Source organism: Craterilacuibacter sp. RT1T (genome assembly GCF_023502145.1).
Taxonomy (GTDB): domain Bacteria; phylum Pseudomonadota; class Gammaproteobacteria; order Burkholderiales; family Chromobacteriaceae; genus Craterilacuibacter.
In genome coordinates, this window is sequence record NZ_JAMFLI010000007.1 from 84,788 (window position 1) to 103,997 (window position 19,210).

Annotated in this window: 15 protein-coding genes and 5 tRNA genes; 16 read left to right on the forward strand and 4 right to left on the reverse strand. The window is 56.9% G+C overall.

Annotation, left to right across the window (positions count from 1 at the left end; all coding sequences use genetic code 11):
- Positions 1 to 75 precede the first annotated feature (75 nt).
- From rpoH to ftsY, 4 genes are all read right to left on the reverse strand, one after another.
- Positions 76 to 921: an RNA polymerase sigma factor RpoH gene (gene rpoH / locus M3P88_RS11560; RefSeq protein WP_160795701.1), complete on the reverse strand. Its 846-nt coding sequence runs from the start codon at positions 919 to 921 to the stop codon at positions 76 to 78.
- Between the two features lie 162 nt (positions 922 to 1,083).
- Entirely contained in the window at positions 1,084 to 1,992 is a 909-nt protein-coding gene (gene ftsX / locus M3P88_RS11565) for a permease-like cell division protein FtsX (RefSeq protein WP_249616194.1), read from the reverse strand.
- Positions 1,989 to 2,642 carry a cell division ATP-binding protein FtsE gene (gene ftsE, locus M3P88_RS11570; protein WP_124735798.1) on the reverse strand — a complete coding sequence of 218 codons (654 nt, stop codon included), beginning with the start codon at positions 2,640 to 2,642 and terminating at the stop codon, positions 1,989 to 1,991. The genes ftsX and ftsE overlap by 4 nt, the downstream gene beginning before the upstream one ends.
- Before the next feature lie 66 nt (positions 2,643 to 2,708).
- Positions 2,709 to 4,238, reverse strand: a complete 1,530-nt coding sequence (gene ftsY, locus M3P88_RS11575; protein WP_249616195.1) for a signal recognition particle-docking protein FtsY — start codon at positions 4,236 to 4,238, stop codon at positions 2,709 to 2,711.
- 198 nt (positions 4,239 to 4,436) lie between these two features.
- Between ftsY and rsmD the strand changes: the two genes are divergently transcribed.
- The 16 genes from rsmD (at position 4,437) to rpoC (ending at position 19,063) form a co-directional block, all read left to right on the forward strand.
- A complete protein-coding gene (rsmD, locus tag M3P88_RS11580) occupies positions 4,437 to 4,997 on the forward strand; it encodes a 16S rRNA (guanine(966)-N(2))-methyltransferase RsmD (RefSeq protein WP_249616196.1) in 561 nt (186 codons plus the stop codon).
- 83 nt (positions 4,998 to 5,080) lie between these two features.
- Positions 5,081 to 5,332, forward strand: coding sequence for a YfhL family 4Fe-4S dicluster ferredoxin (locus M3P88_RS11585; protein WP_124735796.1), 252 nt, complete (start codon positions 5,081 to 5,083; stop codon positions 5,330 to 5,332).
- 141 nt (positions 5,333 to 5,473) lie between these two features.
- Positions 5,474 to 5,558: transfer RNA gene (locus tag M3P88_RS11590), tRNA-Tyr, on the forward strand.
- A gap of 45 nt (positions 5,559 to 5,603) precedes the next feature.
- Positions 5,604 to 5,677: transfer RNA gene (locus M3P88_RS11595), tRNA-Gly, on the forward strand.
- Between the two features lie 20 nt (positions 5,678 to 5,697).
- Positions 5,698 to 5,772: transfer RNA gene (locus M3P88_RS11600), tRNA-Thr, on the forward strand.
- Positions 5,773 to 5,806: 34 nt separating this feature from the next.
- A complete protein-coding gene (gene tuf / locus M3P88_RS11605; protein WP_124735784.1) occupies positions 5,807 to 6,997 on the forward strand; it encodes an elongation factor Tu in 1,191 nt (396 codons plus the stop codon).
- A gap of 13 nt (positions 6,998 to 7,010) precedes the next feature.
- A tRNA-Trp gene (locus M3P88_RS11610) sits at positions 7,011 to 7,086 on the forward strand.
- A gap of 69 nt (positions 7,087 to 7,155) precedes the next feature.
- Positions 7,156 to 7,503, forward strand: coding sequence for a preprotein translocase subunit SecE (secE, locus tag M3P88_RS11615; RefSeq protein ID WP_249616198.1), 348 nt, complete (start codon positions 7,156 to 7,158; stop codon positions 7,501 to 7,503).
- Positions 7,504 to 7,505: 2 nt separating this feature from the next.
- Positions 7,506 to 8,039, forward strand: a complete 534-nt coding sequence (nusG, locus tag M3P88_RS11620; RefSeq protein ID WP_249616199.1) for a transcription termination/antitermination protein NusG — start codon at positions 7,506 to 7,508, stop codon at positions 8,037 to 8,039.
- Positions 8,040 to 8,136: 97 nt separating this feature from the next.
- Complete coding sequence (rplK, locus tag M3P88_RS11625) at positions 8,137 to 8,568, forward strand: 50S ribosomal protein L11 (protein ID WP_249616200.1); 432 nt, start codon at positions 8,137 to 8,139, stop codon at positions 8,566 to 8,568.
- A gap of 1 nt (position 8,569) precedes the next feature.
- The gene (gene rplA / locus M3P88_RS11630; RefSeq protein ID WP_124735792.1) at positions 8,570 to 9,265 is read left to right on the forward strand and encodes a 50S ribosomal protein L1; all 696 of its coding nucleotides are present in this window, start codon (positions 8,570 to 8,572) and stop codon (positions 9,263 to 9,265) included.
- Positions 9,266 to 9,432: 167 nt separating this feature from the next.
- Positions 9,433 to 9,507 (forward strand) — tRNA-Thr (locus M3P88_RS11635).
- 78 nt (positions 9,508 to 9,585) lie between these two features.
- A complete protein-coding gene (gene rplJ / locus M3P88_RS11640) occupies positions 9,586 to 10,083 on the forward strand; it encodes a 50S ribosomal protein L10 (protein WP_124735791.1) in 498 nt (165 codons plus the stop codon).
- Between the two features lie 37 nt (positions 10,084 to 10,120).
- The gene (gene rplL / locus M3P88_RS11645; RefSeq protein ID WP_124735790.1) at positions 10,121 to 10,486 is read left to right on the forward strand and encodes a 50S ribosomal protein L7/L12; all 366 of its coding nucleotides are present in this window, start codon (positions 10,121 to 10,123) and stop codon (positions 10,484 to 10,486) included.
- A 151-nt stretch (positions 10,487 to 10,637) separates the two neighbouring features.
- Positions 10,638 to 14,813 (forward strand): DNA-directed RNA polymerase subunit beta, encoded by a 4,176-nt coding sequence (gene rpoB, locus M3P88_RS11650; protein ID WP_249616201.1) that lies wholly within the window; start codon positions 10,638 to 10,640, stop codon positions 14,811 to 14,813.
- Between the two features lie 53 nt (positions 14,814 to 14,866).
- Complete coding sequence (gene rpoC, locus M3P88_RS11655) at positions 14,867 to 19,063, forward strand: DNA-directed RNA polymerase subunit beta' (protein WP_249616202.1); 4,197 nt, start codon at positions 14,867 to 14,869, stop codon at positions 19,061 to 19,063.
- The last annotated feature ends 147 nt before the right edge of the window (positions 19,064 to 19,210 follow it).

The window sequence follows — 19,210 nt, forward strand, 5'->3', positions numbered from 1 at the left end:
CTGTTTGCGGTGAGGCAGCAATTTTTGAGCGGGGTAGCCCGGTCTCCCGCTGCGGAAGACCGGGTGGGCTGGGGTTTAGGCGACCAGCGCGGTTTTCATTTTTTGTAGCGCCTTGACTTCGATCTGGCGGATGCGTTCGGCGGAGACGCCGAATTCTGCGGCCAGTTCGTGCAAGGTGGCGCCACTGTCGTCGGCCAGCCAGCGTGCTTCAACGATGCGGCGGCTGCGTGCGTCCAGTGTGGCCAGCGCTTCGCTCAAGCCTTCGCTTTGCAGGCGGTCGACGGCTTTTTTCTCGATCTGGCGCACCGGTTCGTGCTCGCTGTCGGCTAGCCAGTCGATGGGTGCGTAGCTGTCGTCATCGCCATCATCGGCCAGCAATGCGACATCCTGCCCAGTCATGCGGGTTTCCATTTCCAGCACTTCTTCCGGCTTGACGCCCAAGTCGTCGGCGATCTCGCGTGCCTCGACATCGGACAGTGCCGACATGCTTTTCTTCATGCTTCTGAGATTGAAGAACAGTTTGCGCTGCGGCTTGGTGGTGGCAATGCGCACCAGACGCCAGTTGCGCAGGATGAATTCGTGCATTTCTGCCTTGATCCAGTGCACGGCAAACGAGAACAGCCGCACGCCGCGTGCGGGTTCAAAGCGTTTGACGGCTTTCATCAGGCCGATATTGCCTTCCTGTATCAGGTCGGCTTGCTGCAGGCCGTAGCCGGCATAGCCGCGGGCGATGGATACCACCACGCGCATATGCGACATCACCAGCGTGCGCGCGGCTTCCAGATCATTTTGTTCGTGATAGCGCGTGGCCAGCTTGACCTCTTCTTCCTGCGACAGCATGGGCAGACGGTTCACCGCCTGAATATATTGCTCCAGACTGCCGGTGCTGGAAGGGACGGGTAAAGCGAGGGATGCGGTCATAGTCGTACACTACCTCCTGTCTTGAACTCGGATGTTAGCACTCACTGTTAGGGAGTGCCAGAACACAACAGTTCCCCGAGGACGGAAAATTTCAATGGCCAGCATAGCGTGTGGCAATGAAGGCAGGCTTAAGCGGGGCGGCAGGGCGCCGCCCCGGCAGGTTTAATGCGGCTGTGCCTGACGCAGGTGATGGTCGGTGGCCAGACGGGCACCGCTGATGGACAGCAAGGCCGCGATAAGCAGCAGCAGGCCCAGTTCGCTGGCGTTCAGGCTGCGCAGCGCCAGTTGCTCGTTATAAAGCTGGGCCAGTTCAGCCAGCACCGGGTTGGCGACATGGATCAGATAGCTGGCCATGCCCCAAGCCAGCAGTGCCGACAAAATCCCCTGCCATAGCGCGTGATAGAGGAAGGGGCGGCGGATAAAGCTGTCGCTGGCGCCGATCAGCTTGGAGATGCCGATCTCGTCGCGTCGCGCCAGTATCTGCATGCGTATGGTGTTGTGGGTGACCAGCACCAGTGCCACGGCAAAAGCAATGCCGAGGAACAGGGTCAGCTGCGCGCCCAGCTTCAGTAGCTGGTTCAGGCGTTGTGCCCAGGCCGCATCAAACTGCACGTTTTCCACCATGGGCAGGCCGGACAGTTCTTTTTGCAGCAGATCCAGATCCTGGGTTTGCAGCGAAGCCGGCTTGACCACGAAGGCATCGGGCAGCGGGTTGCCGTCCAGGCCTTCGCTCATGCCGCTGATGCCGTTGCGCGCTTCCAGCGCTTCCAGTGCGTGATCCTTGTCGATAAAGGCAAAGCCGCCCACCTTGGGGTGGTTTTTCAGCGTGCCTTCCACGGCGGCAAGATCGGCCGGCTCGCTATTCATCTCCATAAAGATGGTCAGCTCGGGGGTGACGTTCAGCTTGCCGCTCCAGTCTTCTATGCTCTGTATCGCCAGATAGAGGCTAAGCGGCAGGGCCAGCGCCAGTGACAGCATCAACAGGTTGAGCAGGCTGGCCAATGGCTGGCGCAGGATGTGCAGCAGCGCGCGGATGGCACTTTGCCAGTGCAGGGTCAGATAGTGTTTCATGAGGCAAACTGCCCCTCCCGCAGGCGGATGATGCGACGGCCGTAGTCTTCCATCAGGGTTTCGTCGTGTGCCGAAATCAGCACCGTGACGCCAACCTGATGGAAGGATTTGAATAGCTCCATGATATCGAGCGCGTAGGCGCGGTCGAGGTTGGCCGAGGGCTCATCGGCCAACAGGATGCTGGGGCGGTGCACCACGGCGCGCGCGATGCACAGGCGCTGCTGTTCGCCACCGGACAGGCCGATGGGCATGCTCTTTTCCTTGTTCAGCAGGCCGACCTTGTCCAGTGCGGCACGTACGCGCCGTGCCGCATCGCGCCGGTCAAAGCCGATAATGTCCAGCGGCAGCATTACATTGTCGAATACCGAGCGGTCGTACAGCAGCTTGTGGTCTTGGAATACGATACCGATATGCTGGCGCACATAAGGCAACTGGCTGGCGCGCAGCTGGCTGAGATTCTGCCGGTTGACGATGACGTTGCCCGAGGTGGCGCGTTCGATGCCGGAAACCAGCTTGAGCAAGGTGGACTTGCCGGCGCCGGAGTGGCCGGCGAGAAACACCATCTCGCCGTTTTCTATGGAAAAGCTCAGGTTTTTCAGGGCGTCGAAGCCGCCCGGGTAGCGCTTGCTCACCTGATCGAACTGGATCATGTGATATTCCCCTTGTAGCAAAAAACAGGCGCGCTTCCATGTGGAGCGCGCCTGCGGTGTGATGTATCAGTCAAACAGCGCGTCTACATAATCGCGCGCCTTGAATGGCCGCAAGTCATCAATGCCCTCGCCCACGCCGATAAAGCGCAGCGGAATCGGGCGCTGCGAGGCGATGGCGGCAATGACGCCGCCCTTGGCGGTGCCGTCCAGCTTGGTCAGGATCAGACCGGTGAGCGCGAGCGCATCATCAAACGCCATCACCTGCGACACGGCGTTCTGGCCGATATTGGCGTCCAGCACCAGAATGGTTTCATGTGGCGCGTCGGGCAGCGCTTTGCTGATCACCCGTTTTACCTTCTTGATTTCTTCCATCAGGTGTAGCTGGGTCGGCAAACGGCCGGCGGTATCGGCCAGCACCACATCAATGCCGCGCGCCATTGCCGCCTGAATCGCATCAAAACACACGGCAGCCGAGTCGCCGCCTTGCTGGGCAATTACGGTGACGTTATTGCGCTCGCCCCAGGCAATCAGCTGTTCGCGGGCGGCGGCACGGAAGGTGTCGCCGGCAGCCAGCAAGACACTCTTGCCCTGATCCTGGTAATACTTGGCCAGTTTGCCGATGGATGTGGTCTTGCCGGCGCCGTTCACGCCGGCCAGCATGATTACGAACGGCTTTTTGCCGCTGATATCCAGCGGCTTTTCCAGTGGGGTGATCAGCTCGCTGATCGAGTCCTTGAGCGTGCCCTTGAGTTCGGCTGCGTCTTTCAGACCCTTGAGCGACACGCGTTCACGCACATCATCCAGTAGATGGGTGGTGGCGGCGATGCCCATGTCGGCGGTCAACAGTACCGCTTCCAGTTCTTCATACAGCTCTTCATCGATCTTGCCGCCACCAAACAGGGCGGCCAGCGACTTGCCCAGTTTGCTGCGCGTCTTGGCCAGGCCCGCCTTCAGCCGTTCGGTCCAGCTGCTTTTCTTAGCTTCTGCGACAGCTTGTGGCGGGATGATGGTCGGGGTGGGCACGGCTTGTTCGACTGGCGCGGCTTCTGGCGCGGCAGGCAGCGTGGCGGGAGTGGCTTCAGCCTGCGTCACTGGCGCGATTTCTACGACTTCGGGCGCTGGTGCCGGCGTGTCCTCGGTGAGCGCTGCAGCGATGGTGGTCGTTACGGGCTCGCTCGCTTCGGCTGGCGCGGTGATGACTGGCTCGGTGGCCGGTTCGTCCTGTGCCGGGGACTGTGCGATAGCTTCGGCCGCGACGGCTTCCTGTGCTGCCGCGGCAACAGGCTGGGGTGCCGGTGTTTCGCTTTGTATGCCGAGCCCTGCCTTGAGGCGCTCCTTCCAGCCAAGCTTTTGCGGGCTATGGTCTATGCCGGGGGCTGCCTCCGGTTCGGCGGCTGTGTGGGTGTGCGGTTCACGCGTGGCTGGCGTATCTACGGCAGGGGCAGGGGCAGGGGGCGCGGTGTGGTCGCTTGGTGTGGCGGACTCAATCGGGCTCTCCTGCGCGGGCAGGGCAGGGGTCGGCTCGGGCGTCGGTGTGGGGTTGCGTACTTCTGTTTCGACGGGAGCGGGTGGTTTTTTCTTGAAAAAGCTGAACATGCTGGCGTGTCTGTAGGTCTGTGTCCGATACGCGATTGTATCTTCAAATGCCATGGTGGGCAGTTCTATTGCATGTTGTGGTGGTGTGGCAGGGGAAAACACATATATATGGAGTGGTATGCAGGCGACAGCGCTGCTTGCGGTGCAGCCAAAGCGGCAAGTTCACGGTAAACTCTGCGCCTTGAATTTGGAGGATGTATGGGCGAGTACCGCAACAAGGTGCGTATCATTGCCGGTAAGTACCGGCGCCGCTTGCTGGCTTTTCCCGATGCGGACGGCCTGCGCCCTACGCCTGACCGGGTGCGCACCACCTTGTTTAACTGGCTGGGGCATGAGCTCGATGGCCTGCAGTGTCTGGATCTGTTTGCCGGTAGTGGTGCGCTGGGCTTTGAGGCTGCCTCGCGCGGTGCAGAGCGGGTGGTGATGATAGAGCGCGAGCGCAAGGCGGTGGCTGCACTTAAGGCCAGCCGCGAACTGCTTGCGGCGCACGAGGTCGATATCATGGGGGCCGATGCGCTGTCCTACCTTAAAACGACACGCGACCGTTTTGATCTGATTTTTCTAGATCCGCCGTTCAGTCAGGATTTGTTGCCGGCGCTATTGCCGCTGTTGCCGCGCCTGCTGAATGAGGGCGGGCGGGTTTATGCCGAGGCTGCCAAGTTTCCGCCGTTGGCGGATTGGCGGGTATTAAAGGAAGGCGTAGCCGGCATGGTGCATTATGCGCTGCTGCAAAAGCCGGCGCCGGAAGGCGCGCTTTAAGCATATCTATATAGATGTGCCGTTCTTGCCCTTTAGCGGGGCGGGTGACAAAATCGTAAGCAGGAATACTTGAGGAAAATTGTATGTCTTTGATGATTACGGATGAATGCATCAATTGTGATGTCTGCGAACCGGAGTGCCCGAACAATGCCATTTCGCAAGGCGAAGAGATCTATGTGATCGACCCTAACCTGTGTACGCAGTGTGTGGGGCATTATGATGAACCCCAGTGCCAGCAGGTGTGTCCGGTTGATTGCATCCCGCTGGATCCTAACCATCCTGAGACCCAGGAAGAACTGCACGCAAAGTATCTGATTATTACCGGCAAGGCCTAAGTGCTTGATTCTGAAAAGGCTTGTACCGGTTAAAGTGGTAAAACAGCCTGTTTTTACTGGTAGTTAAGCGATTTTAGAAAAAAATACACGATAAAGTGTTGACGGACTAAGGGGTGATCTGTATTATTCGGGTCTCTCCAAGGGGGGATTCCCGAGCGGTCAAAGGGATCAGACTGTAAATCTGACGGCTCAGCCTTCGAAGGTTCGAATCCTTCTCCCCCCACCAGATTTTAGATTATCTTGGCGGCGTGAAGTAAGCGGCGCGTGATAAGCGGGTGTAGCTCAATGGTAGAGCAGAAGCCTTCCAAGCTTATGACGAGGGTTCGATTCCCTTCACCCGCTCCAGGATATGTTTTAGTGTGAGAGCCCATGTAGCTCAGGGGTAGAGCACTCCCTTGGTAAGGGAGAGGTCGGCGGTTCAATTCCGCCCATGGGCACCAAATCCAACCTTGTTAAGTTTCAGGGAATTTTACCATGGCTAAGGAAAAATTCGCGCGGACCAAACCGCACGTAAACGTTGGCACCATCGGTCACGTGGACCATGGTAAGACCACTCTGACTGCTGCTATCACCACCATTCTGTCGAAGAAGTTCGGTGGCGAAGCCAAGGGTTATGCCCAGATTGACAGTGCGCCAGAAGAAAAGGCACGTGGTATTACCATTAATACCGCTCACGTTGAGTACGAGACCGAAACCCGTCACTACGCTCACGTTGACTGCCCAGGTCACGCTGACTATGTGAAGAACATGATTACCGGCGCGGCCCAGATGGACGGCGCGATTCTGGTGTGCTCGGCCGCTGACGGTCCAATGCCACAGACCCGCGAACACATCCTGCTGGCTCGTCAGGTTGGCGTTCCTTACATCATCGTGTACCTGAACAAGTGCGACATGGTTGATGATGAAGAACTGCTGGAACTGGTTGAAATGGAAGTGCGCGAGCTGCTGTCTTCCTACGACTTCCCAGGCGACGACCTGCCGCTGATCAAGGGCTCCGCCCTGAAGGCGCTGGAAGGCGACCAGTCCGATATCGGTGAGCCATCGATCTACCGTCTGGCCGATGCGCTGGATAGCTACATCCCAACGCCAGAGCGCGCTGTGGACAAGCCATTCCTGCTGCCAATCGAAGACGTGTTCTCGATCTCCGGTCGCGGTACCGTAGTGACCGGTCGTGTTGAGCGCGGTATCGTTAAAGTCGGCGAAGAAATCGAAATCGTTGGCCTGAAAGACACGGTTAAGACGACTTGCACCGGTGTGGAGATGTTCCGCAAGCTGCTGGATCAGGGTCAGGCTGGCGACAATGTAGGCGTGCTGCTGCGCGGTACCAAGCGTGAAGACGTTGAGCGTGGCCAGGTTCTGGCTAAGCCGGGTTCCATTACTCCGCACACCAAGTTCACCGGTGAGATCTACGTACTGAGCAAGAACGAAGGTGGTCGTCACACACCATTCTTTGCTAACTACCGCCCGCAGTTCTACTTCCGTACCACGGACGTGACTGGCGCTGTTAGCCTGCCAGAAGGCGTGGAAATGGTGATGCCTGGCGATAACGTGTCCATCACGGTTGAGCTGATTGCTCCGATCGCTATGGAAGACGGTCTGCGCTTCGCTATCCGCGAAGGTGGTCGTACTGTTGGTGCAGGCGTGGTTGCTAAAATCATCGCTTGATTGAAAAGGTTTTAGGCCAGTAGCTCAATTGGTAGAGTATCGGTCTCCAAAACCGAGGGTTGGGGGTTCGAGACCCTCCTGGCCTGCCAAATAAGACTAACCGGCGAATTTCGCCGGTTAGTCTTTTGTCGCATATGCACTGAGAGAATCGAATGGAAATGCAAGACAAAATCAAACTGGTGCTGGCGGGGCTGTTGGTAGCTTCCGGTGTGGCTGGTTTCTATTTCGTTCCCGAGACGCAGGGCTTGTTGCGGGCGCTGGTATTCATCGTAGGCCTGGCTTTGGCTGCCGGTGTGGTGTGGGTGTCTACGCCGGGCAAAGAGTTTGTTGCTTATGCGCACGACTCGGTTGCTGAGGCTAAAAAGGTAGTCTGGCCTACGCGCAAAGAATCGACGCAAATGACGGGCATGGTTTTTGTCTTTGTGCTGGTGCTGGCGTTGTTCATGTGGTTGGTTGATTCGTCTCTGACCTGGTTTTTCTACGATATCATTCTGAAACGGGGCTAATCATGGCGAAACGTTGGTATGTAGTTCACGCTTACTCCGGCTTCGAGAAGAGCGTGCAAAAAGCATTGCGTGAACGGATCGACCGTTCGGATATTTCCGATCTGTTTGGTCAGGTATTGGTGCCGGTAGAAGAAGTTGTCGACATGAAAAATGGTCGCCGTTCGATTACCGAGCGCAAATTCTTCCCGGGCTATGTGCTGGTCGAGATGGAAATGACCGACGACAGCTGGCACATGGTCAAGAGTACGCCCAAGGTAACCGGTTTTATTGGTGGTACGGCTAATCGCCCTGCGCCGATTTCGGTTAAGGAAGTCGAGTCCATCATGCAGCAAATGCAAGAGGGTGTCGAAAAGCCTAGGCCTAAGGTGCTGTTTGAGGTGGGTGAGCGCGTGCGGGTGGTGGATGGTCCGTTCAACGACTTTAACGGTACGGTGGACGAAGTCAACTACGAGCGCAATAAATTGCGCGTGTCGGTGCAGATCTTCGGTCGTGATACACCGGTCGAGCTGGATTTTGGCCAGGTGGAAAAGCTCTGATTTTTCATTTGGTTGTTTGAGGGGGTTCGTGTATAATCACGCGCTCTCGTTGGGGAGCGGGCTTGTTGCCTGCGTCATACCCGTTTAGGAGTTTATTGTGGCAAAAAAGATTATCGGCTTTATTAAGCTGCAAGTGCCCGCTGGCAAAGCAAACCCATCGCCGCCAATCGGCCCGGCGCTCGGTCAGCGTGGTCTGAACATCATGGAATTCTGCAAGGCGTTTAACGCTCAGACCCAGGGCATGGAGCCAGGTCTGCCGATTCCGGTTGTGATCACCGCTTTTGCGGACAAGTCTTTCACCTTCGTGATGAAGACGCCTCCGGCATCCATCCTGCTGAAGAAGGCCGTTGGCCTGAAGAGCGGTTCCGCCAAGCCAAATACCGACAAGGTAGGCAAGGTGACCCGCGCCCAGCTGGAAGAAATTGCCAAGACCAAGCAGCCTGACCTGACGGCAGGTGACTTGGATGCCGCCGTGCGTACCATCGCAGGTTCCGCCCGTTCCATGGGTCTGATTGTGGAGGGTGTGTAACATGGCCAAGATCTCCAAGCGTCTGAAAGCCCTCAAGGGTGGTGTTGACCGCAATGCGCTGTACGCTGTTGACCAGGCTATCGCCATGGTTAAAGGCGCCGCAACTGCCAAGTTCGACGAATCGATGGACGTTGCCGTAAACCTCGGCGTTGATCCACGTAAATCCGACCAGGTTGTACGTGGTTCGGTTGTGCTGCCGCGTGGTACCGGTAAGTCGGTTCGCGTTGCTGTCTTCGCTCAGGGTGCCAATGCTGAAGCTGCCAAGGCAGCGGGTGCAGAAGTTGTCGGTTTTGAAGATCTGGCTGAGCAGGTTAAGGCCGGCAATCTGGACTTCGACATCGTAATCGCTTCCCCTGACGCTATGCGTATCGTTGGTCAGCTGGGTCAGATCCTCGGCCCACGTGGTCTGATGCCTAACCCTAAGGTTGGCACCGTGACCCCTAACGTTGCTGAAGCAGTTAAGAATGCTAAAGCCGGTCAGGTTCAGTACCGTACCGACAAGTCGGGTATCATTCACGCCACTATCGGCCGTGCTTCTTTCGAAGAAGCTGCGCTGCGTGAAAACCTGGCTGCACTGGTTGATGCTCTGCAGAAGGCTAAGCCTGCTGCATCCAAGGGCGTTTACCTGAAGAAAATTGCCGTATCCAGCACGATGGGCGTTGGCGTTCGCGTCGATGTTGCATCGCTCAGCGCCTGATTTTAGGTTGCTGAATCAGGCGGGCTGCAAGGCTCGCCTGTGCAGGGCTTTGGGCTGGCAGGATTCATCCTTGTCAGATTGTCAAAGACCGTAGGTGCCGCAAGGCTTAATCGCTGGTAACAGCACCCTACGCAGATGGTGTATCCGTAAGTAGGCTTCAAACTGAGGCCCATGTAGCTCAGGGGTAGAGCACTCCCTTGGTAAGGGAGAGGTCGGCGGTTCAATTCCGCCCATGGGCACCATTCTATGATGTCTCCTGAATAGGTCGCCGCTGCAAAGCGAGGTGGGTAACCATCTCATTTCAGTTTAGGAGGTAGACCTTGAGTCTCAATCTTGAAGATAAAAAAGCGGTCGTAGCCGAAGTATCCGCCCAACTGGTGGAAGCACAGACGCTCGTTATCGCCGAATATCGGGGTATTGAGGTTGGTAGCATGACCAAGCTGCGCGCCCAGGCGCGTGAGCAAGGCGTTTTCCTGCGCGTTCTGAAGAACACGCTGGTACGTCGCGCTGTAGCTGATACCGCATTTGCCGGTCTGGCTGACCAAATGGTCGGTCCTCTGGTGTACGGTATTTCTGCAGACCCGGTTGCTGCCGCTAAAGTACTGCATCAGTTCGCTAAGGCTGACGACAAGATCGTCGTTAAAGCAGGTTCCTACGATGGTAAGGTGCTGGACGCCGCTCAGGTTGCTGAGCTGGCTTCGATCCCAAGCCGCGAAGAACTGCTGTCGAAGCTGCTCTACGTCATGAAGGCTCCAGTGTCCGGCTTCGCCCGTGGCCTGGCCGCACTGGCAGAGCAGAAGCAAGCCGAAGCAGCTTAACCAAATTTGATTTAAATAGATTTCAGGAGATTTTCACATGGCTATTACCAAAGAAGAAATTCTTGACGCAGTTGCTGGTCTGACCGTTATGGAACTGAACGACCTGGTTAAGGCGTTCGAAGAGAAGTTCGGCGTTTCCGCTGCTGCTGTTGCTGTAGCCGGCCCAGCTGCCGCTGCTGCTGTTGAAGAGAAGACCGAGTTCGACGTTGTTCTGACCGCCGCTGGCGACCAGAAAGTTAACGTGATCAAGGTTGTTCGTGCACTGACCGGTCTGGGCCTGAAAGAAGCCAAAGACATGGTTGACGGCGCTCCTAAGACCGTTAAAGAAGGCGTGTCCAAGGCTGAAGCTGAAGACGTGCTGAAGCAGCTGACCGAAGCTGGCGCTAAGGCAGAAATCAAGTAATCTTCCTACTGGAAGATTGACGGGGCTGGCGGAGAAATCCGCCAGCCTTATTGCGCTTGTGGTGGAAAGTGCCTAGTCACTAAAAGCCAGCATCCCGAGCGTGGCTGTTGACTTTTGGTTACTTGCGCCACCACACCTCGATGGAGACTCTATGAGTTATTCGTTTACTGAGAAGAAGCGGATTCGTAAAAGCTTTGCGAAACGTGCCAGTGTTCTCGACGTCCCCTTCCTGTTGGCGACCCAGATCGATTCGTACACCGATTTTCTGCAATTGGGTGTGCCATTGGATCAGCGCAAGGATGCGGGTCTGCAAGCGGCTTTCAAATCGATTTTCCCTATCCATAGCCACAACGGATATGCGTATCTCGATTTCGTCCATTATGTACTGGGCGAGCCGCCGTTTGACGTTCAGGAATGCCAGCTGCGCGGCATTACCTATGCTGCGCCTTTGCGTGCCCGTATCCGCCTGACGATTCTGGATAAAGAGTCGTCCAAGCCGGTCATCAAGGAAGTGCGCGAGAATGAAGTGTACATGGGCGAGATTCCGCTCATGACCACGAATGGTTCCTTTATTATCAACGGAACCGAGCGCGTTATCGTTTCTCAGTTGCACCGCTCTCCAGGGGTGTTTTTCGAACACGACCGGGGCAAGACCCACTCGTCCGGCAAGCTGCTGTTCTCGGCCCGCGTGATTCCTTACCGCGGCTCGTGGCTGGACTTCGAGTTCTATCCTAAAGACCATCTGTTCTTCCGTATCGACCGCCGCCGTAAAATGCCGGTCAGCATCCTGCTCAAGGCGCTGGGTTATAGCGACGAGCAGATCCTGTCCGAGTTCTACAGTTTTGACACCTTCTATCTGACCGAAGATGGTGTGCGCATGAAGGTCGTGGCTGAGCGCCTGAAGGGCGAGCTGGCCAAATCCGACATCATCGCGGCTGACGGCAAGCTGATCGTTGCCAAAGACAAGCGCATCACCGCCAAGACGGTGCGCGACCTGCAGGCAGCTGGTATTGATAGCATCGAAGTGCCATTCGATACCCTGTTTGGCAAAATCATGGCTAAGAGCGCGGTCAATCCGGATACCGGTGAGATCCTGGCGCGTGCCAATGAAGAGATTACCGAAGAGCTGGTGGCCAAGCTGGATATCCACGGCGTGCCGGAAATCCAGGTGCTGTACACCAATGATCTGGATCAGGGGGCGTACATTTCGCAGACGCTGCGTAGTGACGACACCGACAGCCAGTTGCAGGCGCGTGTTGCCATTTACCGCATGATGCGCCCGGGCGAGCCGCCAACCGAAGATGCGGTTGAAGCGCTGTTCCAGCGTCTGTTCTTCAATGAAGACACCTACGACCTGTCGCGCGTAGGCCGGATGAAGTTCAACACCCGTACCTACGACTACAAGTTCGACGAGAAGTCGCCTGAGTGGTTCAAGTCCCTGGTGGGTGAGAAGTTTGCCGCCTTCAAGGACTCGACTTCCGGCATTCTGTCGACTGAAGACATCGTATCGGTGATTGCTATCCTGACCGAACTGCGCAATGGCCGCGGCGATGTCGACGATATCGATCACCTGGGTAACCGTCGCGTGCGTTCGGTAGGTGAACTGGCCGAGAACCAGTTCCGCGCCGGTCTGGTGCGTGTCGAGCGTGCCGTCAAGGAACGCCTGAATCAGGCTGAATCCGACAACCTGATGCCGCATGACCTGATCAATGCCAAGCCTGTCTCGGCCGCGATCAAGGAATTCTTCGGTTCCAGCCAGTTGTCGCAGTTTATGGACCAGACCAACCCGCTGGCTGAAATTACCCACAAGCGCCGTGTATCGGCACTGGGTCCTGGCGGTCTGACGCGTGAGCGCGCCGGCTTTGAAGTTCGAGACGTGCATCCGACCCACTATGGTCGTGTGTGCCCGATCGAAACGCCGGAAGGTCCGAACATTGGTCTGATCAACTCCTTGTCGGTGTATGCCCGCACCAACGAGTACGGCTTCCTCGAAACGCCATATCGGCGCGTGATTGACGGCAAGGTAACGATGCAGATCGATTACCTGTCGGCGATCGAAGAAGGCCGCTACGTGATTGCTCAGGCTAACGCCACGCTGGACGACGAAGGCAACCTGATCGACGAGATGGTGACTTGCCGTGAAACCGGCGAAACCATTCTGGCAACCCCTGACCGCGTCGAATACATGGACGTGGCAACGGGTCAGGTGGTATCGGTTGCGGCTTCGCTGATTCCGTTCCTTGAGCATGACGATGCCAACCGTGCCTTGATGGGCGCGAACATGCAACGTCAGGCGGTGCCTTGCCTGCGTCCGGAAAAGCCGTTTGTCGGCACCGGTATCGAGCGCGCAGTGGCCATCGACTCGGGTACTTCGGTGATTTCGCGTCGTGGCGGTATCGTCGACTATGTCGATGCGACCCGTGTCGTGGTGCGTGTGAATGACGAAGAAGCAACGGCTGGTGAAGTCGGTGTAGACATCTACAACCTGACCAAATTTACCCGTTCCAACCAGAACACCAATATCAACCAGCGTCCGCTGGTGAGCGTGGGCGATGTGATTGCCCGTGGTGATGTGGTGGCTGACGGTGCATCGACCGACCTTGGCGAATTGGCACTGGGTCAGAACATGACCATCGCCTTTATGCCGTGGAACGGTTACAACTTCGAAGACTCGATTTTGATCAACGAGCGCGTAGTGGCAGATGACCGCTACACCTCGATTCATATCGAAGAGCTGTCGGTTGTGGCGCGTGACACCAAGCTGGGGCCGGAAGAGATCACCCGCGACATCCCTAACCTGTCCGAGCGTATGGCAGGCCGTCTGGATGAAGCCGGTATCGTTTACATCGGTGCCGAAGTCGAAGCCGGTGATGTACTGGTCGGTAAGGTAACCCCTAAGGGTGAAACCCAGCTGACGCCAGAAGAGAAGCTGCTGCGCGCAATCTTCGGCGAGAAGGCTTCCGATGTGAAGGACACCAGTTTGCGCGTACCTACCGGCATGGTCGGTACCGTGATTGATGTTCAGGTCTTTACCCGTGAAGGTATTGACCGCGACAAGCGCGCCCAGTCGATTATCGATGCCGAGTTGAAGCGTTATCGCCTCGACCTGAATGACCAGCTGCGTATTTTCGCCGATGACGCATTCAGCCGTATCGAACGTCTGGTGGTGGGCAAAGAAGCCAATGGCGGTCCTAAGCGTCTGGCCAAGGGTACTGTGGTGAGCGCCGAGTATCTGGCTGAACTGCCATCCAAGCATGAGTGGTTCGATATCCGCATGGCGGATGAAGAAGTCGCCAAGCAGCTTGAGCTGATCAAGGAAAGCCTGTCGCTCAAGCGTGAAGAATTCGACCTCAAGTTCGAAGACAAGAAGCGCAAGCTGACCCAGGGTGACGAGTTGCAGCCTGGCGTGCAGAAGATGGTCAAGGTGTATATCGCCGTGAAGCGTCGTCTGCAGTCGGGTGACAAGATGGCCGGTCGTCACGGTAACAAGGGTGTGGTTTCGCGCATTCTGCCGGTTGAGGACATGCCGTACATGGCCGATGGCCGCTCGGTTGACATCGTGCTGAACCCGCTGGGCGTGCCTTCGCGTATGAACATCGGTCAGATTCTCGAGGTTCACCTGGGTTGGGCGGGTAAGGGTATCGGCGAGCGTTTCAACCGCATGCTGAAAGAACAGCGCTCGGCGGATGATCTGCGTGCCTATCTGGAGCAGGTGTACAACAGCACCGGCAAACAGGAAGACATCGCGGGTCTGTCCGATGCGGAAGTGCGCAGCCTGGCTGAGCATCTGCGCCGTGGTATGCCTTTCGCGACACCGGTGTTTGATGGCGCGAAAGAGTCCGAAATCCGCCAGATGCTGGATCTTGCCTACCCGAGTGACGACGAGCACACCAAGCTGCTCGACTTCAACGAGTCCAAGACCCAGATGACGCTGTTTGACGGCCGCTCCGGCGAAGCCTTCGACCGCAAAGTGACCGTTGGCGTGATGCACTATCTGAAGCTGCACCACTTGGTGGACGATAAGATGCACGCCCGTTCGACGGGTCCTTACTCGCTGGTGACCCAGCAGCCGCTGGGTGGTAAGGCTCAATTCGGTGGCCAGCGCTTCGGTGAGATGGAAGTGTGGGCGCTGGAAGCGTATGGCGCGGCTTATACGCTGCAAGAAATGTTGACTGTGAAGTCCGATGACGTGAATGGCCGTACCAAGGTGTACGAAAACATCGTCAAGGGCGAACATAAGATCGAAGCTGGTATGCCGGAATCCTTCAATGTGCTGGTGAAGGAAATCCGTTCGCTCGGCCTCGACATCGATCTGGAACGTTATTGATAGGTAGACGGCGCGGGTATTAGGCCCGCGCCAGTCACCTGAATGGAGACGCAATGAAAGCTCTGCTCGACCTCTTTAAGCAAGTCACGCAAGAAGAAGAGTTTGATGCGATTAAGATCGGCATCGCCTCCCCCGACAAGATCCGTTCCTGGTCGTACGGTGAGGTCAAGAAGCCTGAGACCATCAACTATCGCACCTTCAAACCCGAACGCGACGGTCTGTTCTGCGCGCGTATCTTCGGGCCGGTGAAAGACTATGAGTGCTTGTGCGGCAAGTACAAGCGCCTCAAGCATCGTGGCGTGATCTGCGAAAAATGCGGCGTTGAAGTGACGCTGTCCAAGGTGCGCCGCGAGCGTATGGGTCATATTGACCTGGCCTCGCCTGTTGCGCATATCTGGTTCCTGAAGTCGCTGCCGTCGCGTCTGGGCATGGTGCTTGACATGACGCTGCGCGACATCGAACGCGTACTGTACTTCGAAGCATTCGTCGTGACCGATCCGGGCATGACGCCGCTGCAAGATCGTCAGCTGTTGACCGAGGAAGATTACCTCGACAAGCAGGATGAATATGGCGACGAATTCGTTGCCCTGATGGGCGCGGAAGCAGTGCGCGAGCTGCTGAAAAAGCTCGACCTGTCGACCGAAGTGGAAACACTGCGCCGCGAACTGGAAGCGACCAGCTCCGACACCAAGATCAAGAAGATCGCCAAGCGCCTGAAGGTGCTGGAGGCGTTCCAGCGTTCCGGCATGAAGCCGGAATGGATGATTCTGGAAGTGCTGCCGGTGTTGCCGCCGGAACTGCGTCCACTGGTGCCGCTGGATGGTGGCCGTTTCGCTACGTCCGATCTGAACGATCTGTATCGTCGCGTAATCAACCGTAACAACCGCCTGAAGCGCCTGCTGGAGCTGCGTGCGCCGGATATTATTGTCCGCAACGAAAAGCGCATGCTGCAAGAGTCGGTTGACTCGCTGCTGGACAACGGCCGTCGCGGCAAGGCGATGACCGGCGCTAACAAGCGTCCGCTCAAGTCGCTGGCCGACATGATCAAGGGTAAGGGCGGTCGTTTCCGTCAGAACCTGCTGGGTAAGCGTGTCGACTACTCCGGTCGTTCCGTGATTACCGTGGGCCCGACCCTGCGCCTGCATCAGTGCGGTCTGCCGAAGAAGATGGCGCTCGAGCTGTTCAAGCCTTTCATTTTCCACAAGCTGGAAGTGATGGGTCTGGCCTCGACCATCAAGGCAGCCAAGAAACTGGTCGAGCAGGAAGTGCCGGAAGTATGGGACATCCTCGAAGACGTGATCCGCGAACACCCGGTCATGCTCAACCGTGCGCCAACGCTGCACCGTCTGGGTATTCAGGCGTTCGAACCGGTTCTGATCGAAGGCAAGGCCATCCAGCTGCATCCGCTGGTCTGCGCGGCATTTAACGCCGACTTCGACGGTGACCAGATGGCGGTACACGTGCCGCTGAGCCTGGAAGCGCAGATGGAAGCCCGTACGCTGATGCTGGCAACCAACAACGTGCTGTCGCCAGCCAACGGCGAACCTATCATCGTGCCGTCGCAGGATATCGTGTTGGGTCTGTATTACATGACCCGCGACAAGGTGAATGGCGTCAATGACGGCATGAAGTTTGCCGACGTATCCGAAGTGCAGCGCGCTTACGGTACCCGTCAGGTTGAACTGGGGACGCGTATTACCGTGCGTCTGAAAGAGTGGGAAAAAGACGAGCAGGGCGAGTTCCAGCCGGTGATGAAGCGTTACGAAACCACGGTTGGCCGCGCTATCCTGTCGGAAATCCTGCCTAAGGGCCTGGGCTTCGAACACGTCAACAAGGCGTTGAAGAAGAAAGAAATTTCCAAGCTGATCAATGCGTCGTTCCGTCGTTGCGGTATCCGCGATACGGTTATTTTCGCCGACCAGCTGATGTACACCGGTTTTGCCTATTCGACCCGCGGCGGTATTTCGATCTGCGTGGACGATATGGAAATCCCGGCCAAGAAGACCGAGCTGCTGGCCGAGGCCAACAAGGAAGTTAAGGAAATTGAAGCGCAATACCGTCAGGGTCTGGTGACCAATGGCGAGCGCTACAACAAGGTGGTGGATATCTGGGGTCGTACCGGCGATAAGATTGCCAAGGCGATGATGGATAACCTGTCCAAGCAGAAGGTGCTGGACAAGCACGGCAATGAAGTCGATCAGGAATCGTTCAACTCGATTTACATGATGGCCGACTCCGGTGCCCGAGGCTCCGCTGCACAGATCAAGCAGCTGGCTGGTATGCGAGGCCTGATGGCCAAGCCTGACGGCTCGATTATTGAAACGCCGATTACCGCGAACTTCCGCGAAGGTCTGACGGTTCTGCAGTACTTTATCTCGACACACGGTGCCCGTAAGGGTCTGGCGGATACGGCGCTGAAGACAGCTAACTCCGGTTACCTGACCCGTCGTCTGGTCGATGTGACGCAGGACTTGGTGGTGATCGAGGACGATTGCGGCACGACGAACGGCTTTGTCATGAAGTCTGTGGTACAGGGCGGCGATGTCATCGAGGCGCTGGGTGATCGTATTCTGGGTCGTGTGACCGCGATTGACGTGGTTGATCCGTCCAGCAATGCGACTGTGGTTGAAGCCGGTACCCTGATCGATGAAGCGATGGTCGAGCTGATCGACAGCTACGGCATCGACGAGGTGAAGGTGCGTACCGCCATTACCTGCGATACGCGCTATGGTCTGTGCGCCCAGTGTTATGGTCGTGATCTGGCGCGCGGTAAGCGGGTGAATGCCGGTGAAGCCGTGGGCGTGATTGCCGCCCAGTCGATTGGTGAGCCGGGTACCCAGCTGACCATGCGTACCTTCCACATTGGTGGTGCCGCTTCGCGAAATGCAGCAGCCAGCCAGGTTGAAGGTAAGTCGAACGGTACCTTGCGTTTCTCCAGCCAGATGCGTTATGTGGCCAACTCCAAGGGTGAGTTGATCGTGATTACCCGCTCCGGCGAGGTAGTCATCCATGATGATGTTGGCCGTGAGCGTGAGCGTCATAAAGTGCCGTACGGTGCGACGCTGGTGGTGAAGGATGGTGACGTGATCAAGGCTGGCGCCGTGCTGGCAACTTGGGATCCGCATACCCGTCCGATCATTACCGAGTACACCGGCCGCGTGAAGTTCGAGAACGTGGAAGAAGGTACGACGGTTGCCAAGCAGGTCGATGAAGTGACCGGCCTGTCGTCTCTGGTAGTGATCGATCCTAAGCGCCGCGGTACCAGCACCTCGAAGATGCTGCGTCCATTGGTGAAACTGCTGGACGAGTTCGGTAATGAAGTGAAGCTGACCGGTTCCGATGCCTCGGTATCGATTACCTTCCAGGTTGGCGCGATTATTACCGTACGCGATGGTCAGGAAGTCGGTAAGGGTGAAGTGCTGGCGCGTATTCCTCAGGAAACGACCAAGACCCGAGACATTACCGGTGGTCTGCCGCGTGTGGCCGAACTGTTTGAAGCGCGTTCGCCTAAGATTGCCGGTACCCTGGCAGAAGTGACCGGTACGGTCTCCTTCGGTAAGGATACCAAGGGCAAACAGCGTCTGATCATTACCGACCTGGAAGGCCTGGGTCACGAGACACTGATTCCTAAGGATCGTCACGTACTGGTGCATGATGGTCAGGTTGTGAACATGGGTGAAACCATTGTTGACGGCTCGGTTGATCCGCACGACATTCTGCGTCTGCAGGGTATCGAAGCACTGGCGCGCTACATCGTGCAGGAAGTGCAGGAGGTTTACCGTCTGCAGGGTGTGAAGATTAACGATAAGCACATCGAGGTGATTATTCGCCAGATGCTGCGTCGTGTGCTGATCACCGATTCGGGCGATACCGACTTCATCCAGGGTGAGCAGGTTGAGCGTGCCGAGCTGCTGAAGGCGAACGACAAGATGCTGGAAGAAGGCAAGATCCCGGCGCAGTTCGATAATGTGCTGCTGGGTATTACCAAGGCATCGCTGTCGACCGACTCGTTTATCTCGGCCGCATCCTTCCAGGAAACCACGCGCGTGCTGACCGAGGCTGCCATTATGGGTAAGCGTGATGATCTGCGCGGCCTGAAGGAAAACGTGATTGTGGGTCGTCTGATTCCGGCAGGTACGGGTCTGGCTTACCATCGCAACCGTCGCCGTGAAAACCTCGGTTTGAACAATGGCCCCGAGCATATGTTCACCGGGCTGGTTGACGAGTCCGAGGCGCAAGCTGAAGATTAAGCTACTCGCTGTCTAGCATCTGCCTAGAAAAAAGCCGTTAATTCAATGGGTAACATTGGGTTGGCGGCTTTTCTTCATTGACGCTGCTCGGTGACTAAAATATAATCTCGCGTCCTTAGGTGGCTTGCCGCCTATTTTATTATCAAC

Excerpts from the sequence above, each read along its gene's own strand:
- rpoH (WP_160795701.1), bottom strand. The coding sequence starts at position 921 with ATGACCGCATCCCTCGCTTTACCCGTCCCTTCCAGCACCGGCAGTCTG.
- ftsX (WP_249616194.1), bottom strand. The coding sequence starts at position 1,992 with ATGAAACACTATCTGACCCTGCACTGGCAAAGTGCCATCCGCGCGCTG.
- ftsE (WP_124735798.1), bottom strand. The coding sequence starts at position 2,642 with ATGATCCAGTTCGATCAGGTGAGCAAGCGCTACCCGGGCGGCTTCGAC.
- ftsY (WP_249616195.1), bottom strand. The coding sequence starts at position 4,238 with ATGTTCAGCTTTTTCAAGAAAAAACCACCCGCTCCCGTCGAAACAGAA.
- rsmD (WP_249616196.1), top strand. The coding sequence starts at position 4,437 with ATGGGCGAGTACCGCAACAAGGTGCGTATCATTGCCGGTAAGTACCGG.
- M3P88_RS11585 (WP_124735796.1), top strand. The coding sequence starts at position 5,081 with ATGTCTTTGATGATTACGGATGAATGCATCAATTGTGATGTCTGCGAA.
- tuf (WP_124735784.1), top strand. The coding sequence starts at position 5,807 with ATGGCTAAGGAAAAATTCGCGCGGACCAAACCGCACGTAAACGTTGGC.
- secE (WP_249616198.1), top strand. The coding sequence starts at position 7,156 with ATGCAAGACAAAATCAAACTGGTGCTGGCGGGGCTGTTGGTAGCTTCC.
- nusG (WP_249616199.1), top strand. The coding sequence starts at position 7,506 with ATGGCGAAACGTTGGTATGTAGTTCACGCTTACTCCGGCTTCGAGAAG.
- rplA (WP_124735792.1), top strand. The coding sequence starts at position 8,570 with ATGGCCAAGATCTCCAAGCGTCTGAAAGCCCTCAAGGGTGGTGTTGAC.
- rplL (WP_124735790.1), top strand. The coding sequence starts at position 10,121 with ATGGCTATTACCAAAGAAGAAATTCTTGACGCAGTTGCTGGTCTGACC.
- rpoB (WP_249616201.1), top strand. The coding sequence starts at position 10,638 with ATGAGTTATTCGTTTACTGAGAAGAAGCGGATTCGTAAAAGCTTTGCG.
- rpoC (WP_249616202.1), top strand. The coding sequence starts at position 14,867 with ATGAAAGCTCTGCTCGACCTCTTTAAGCAAGTCACGCAAGAAGAAGAG.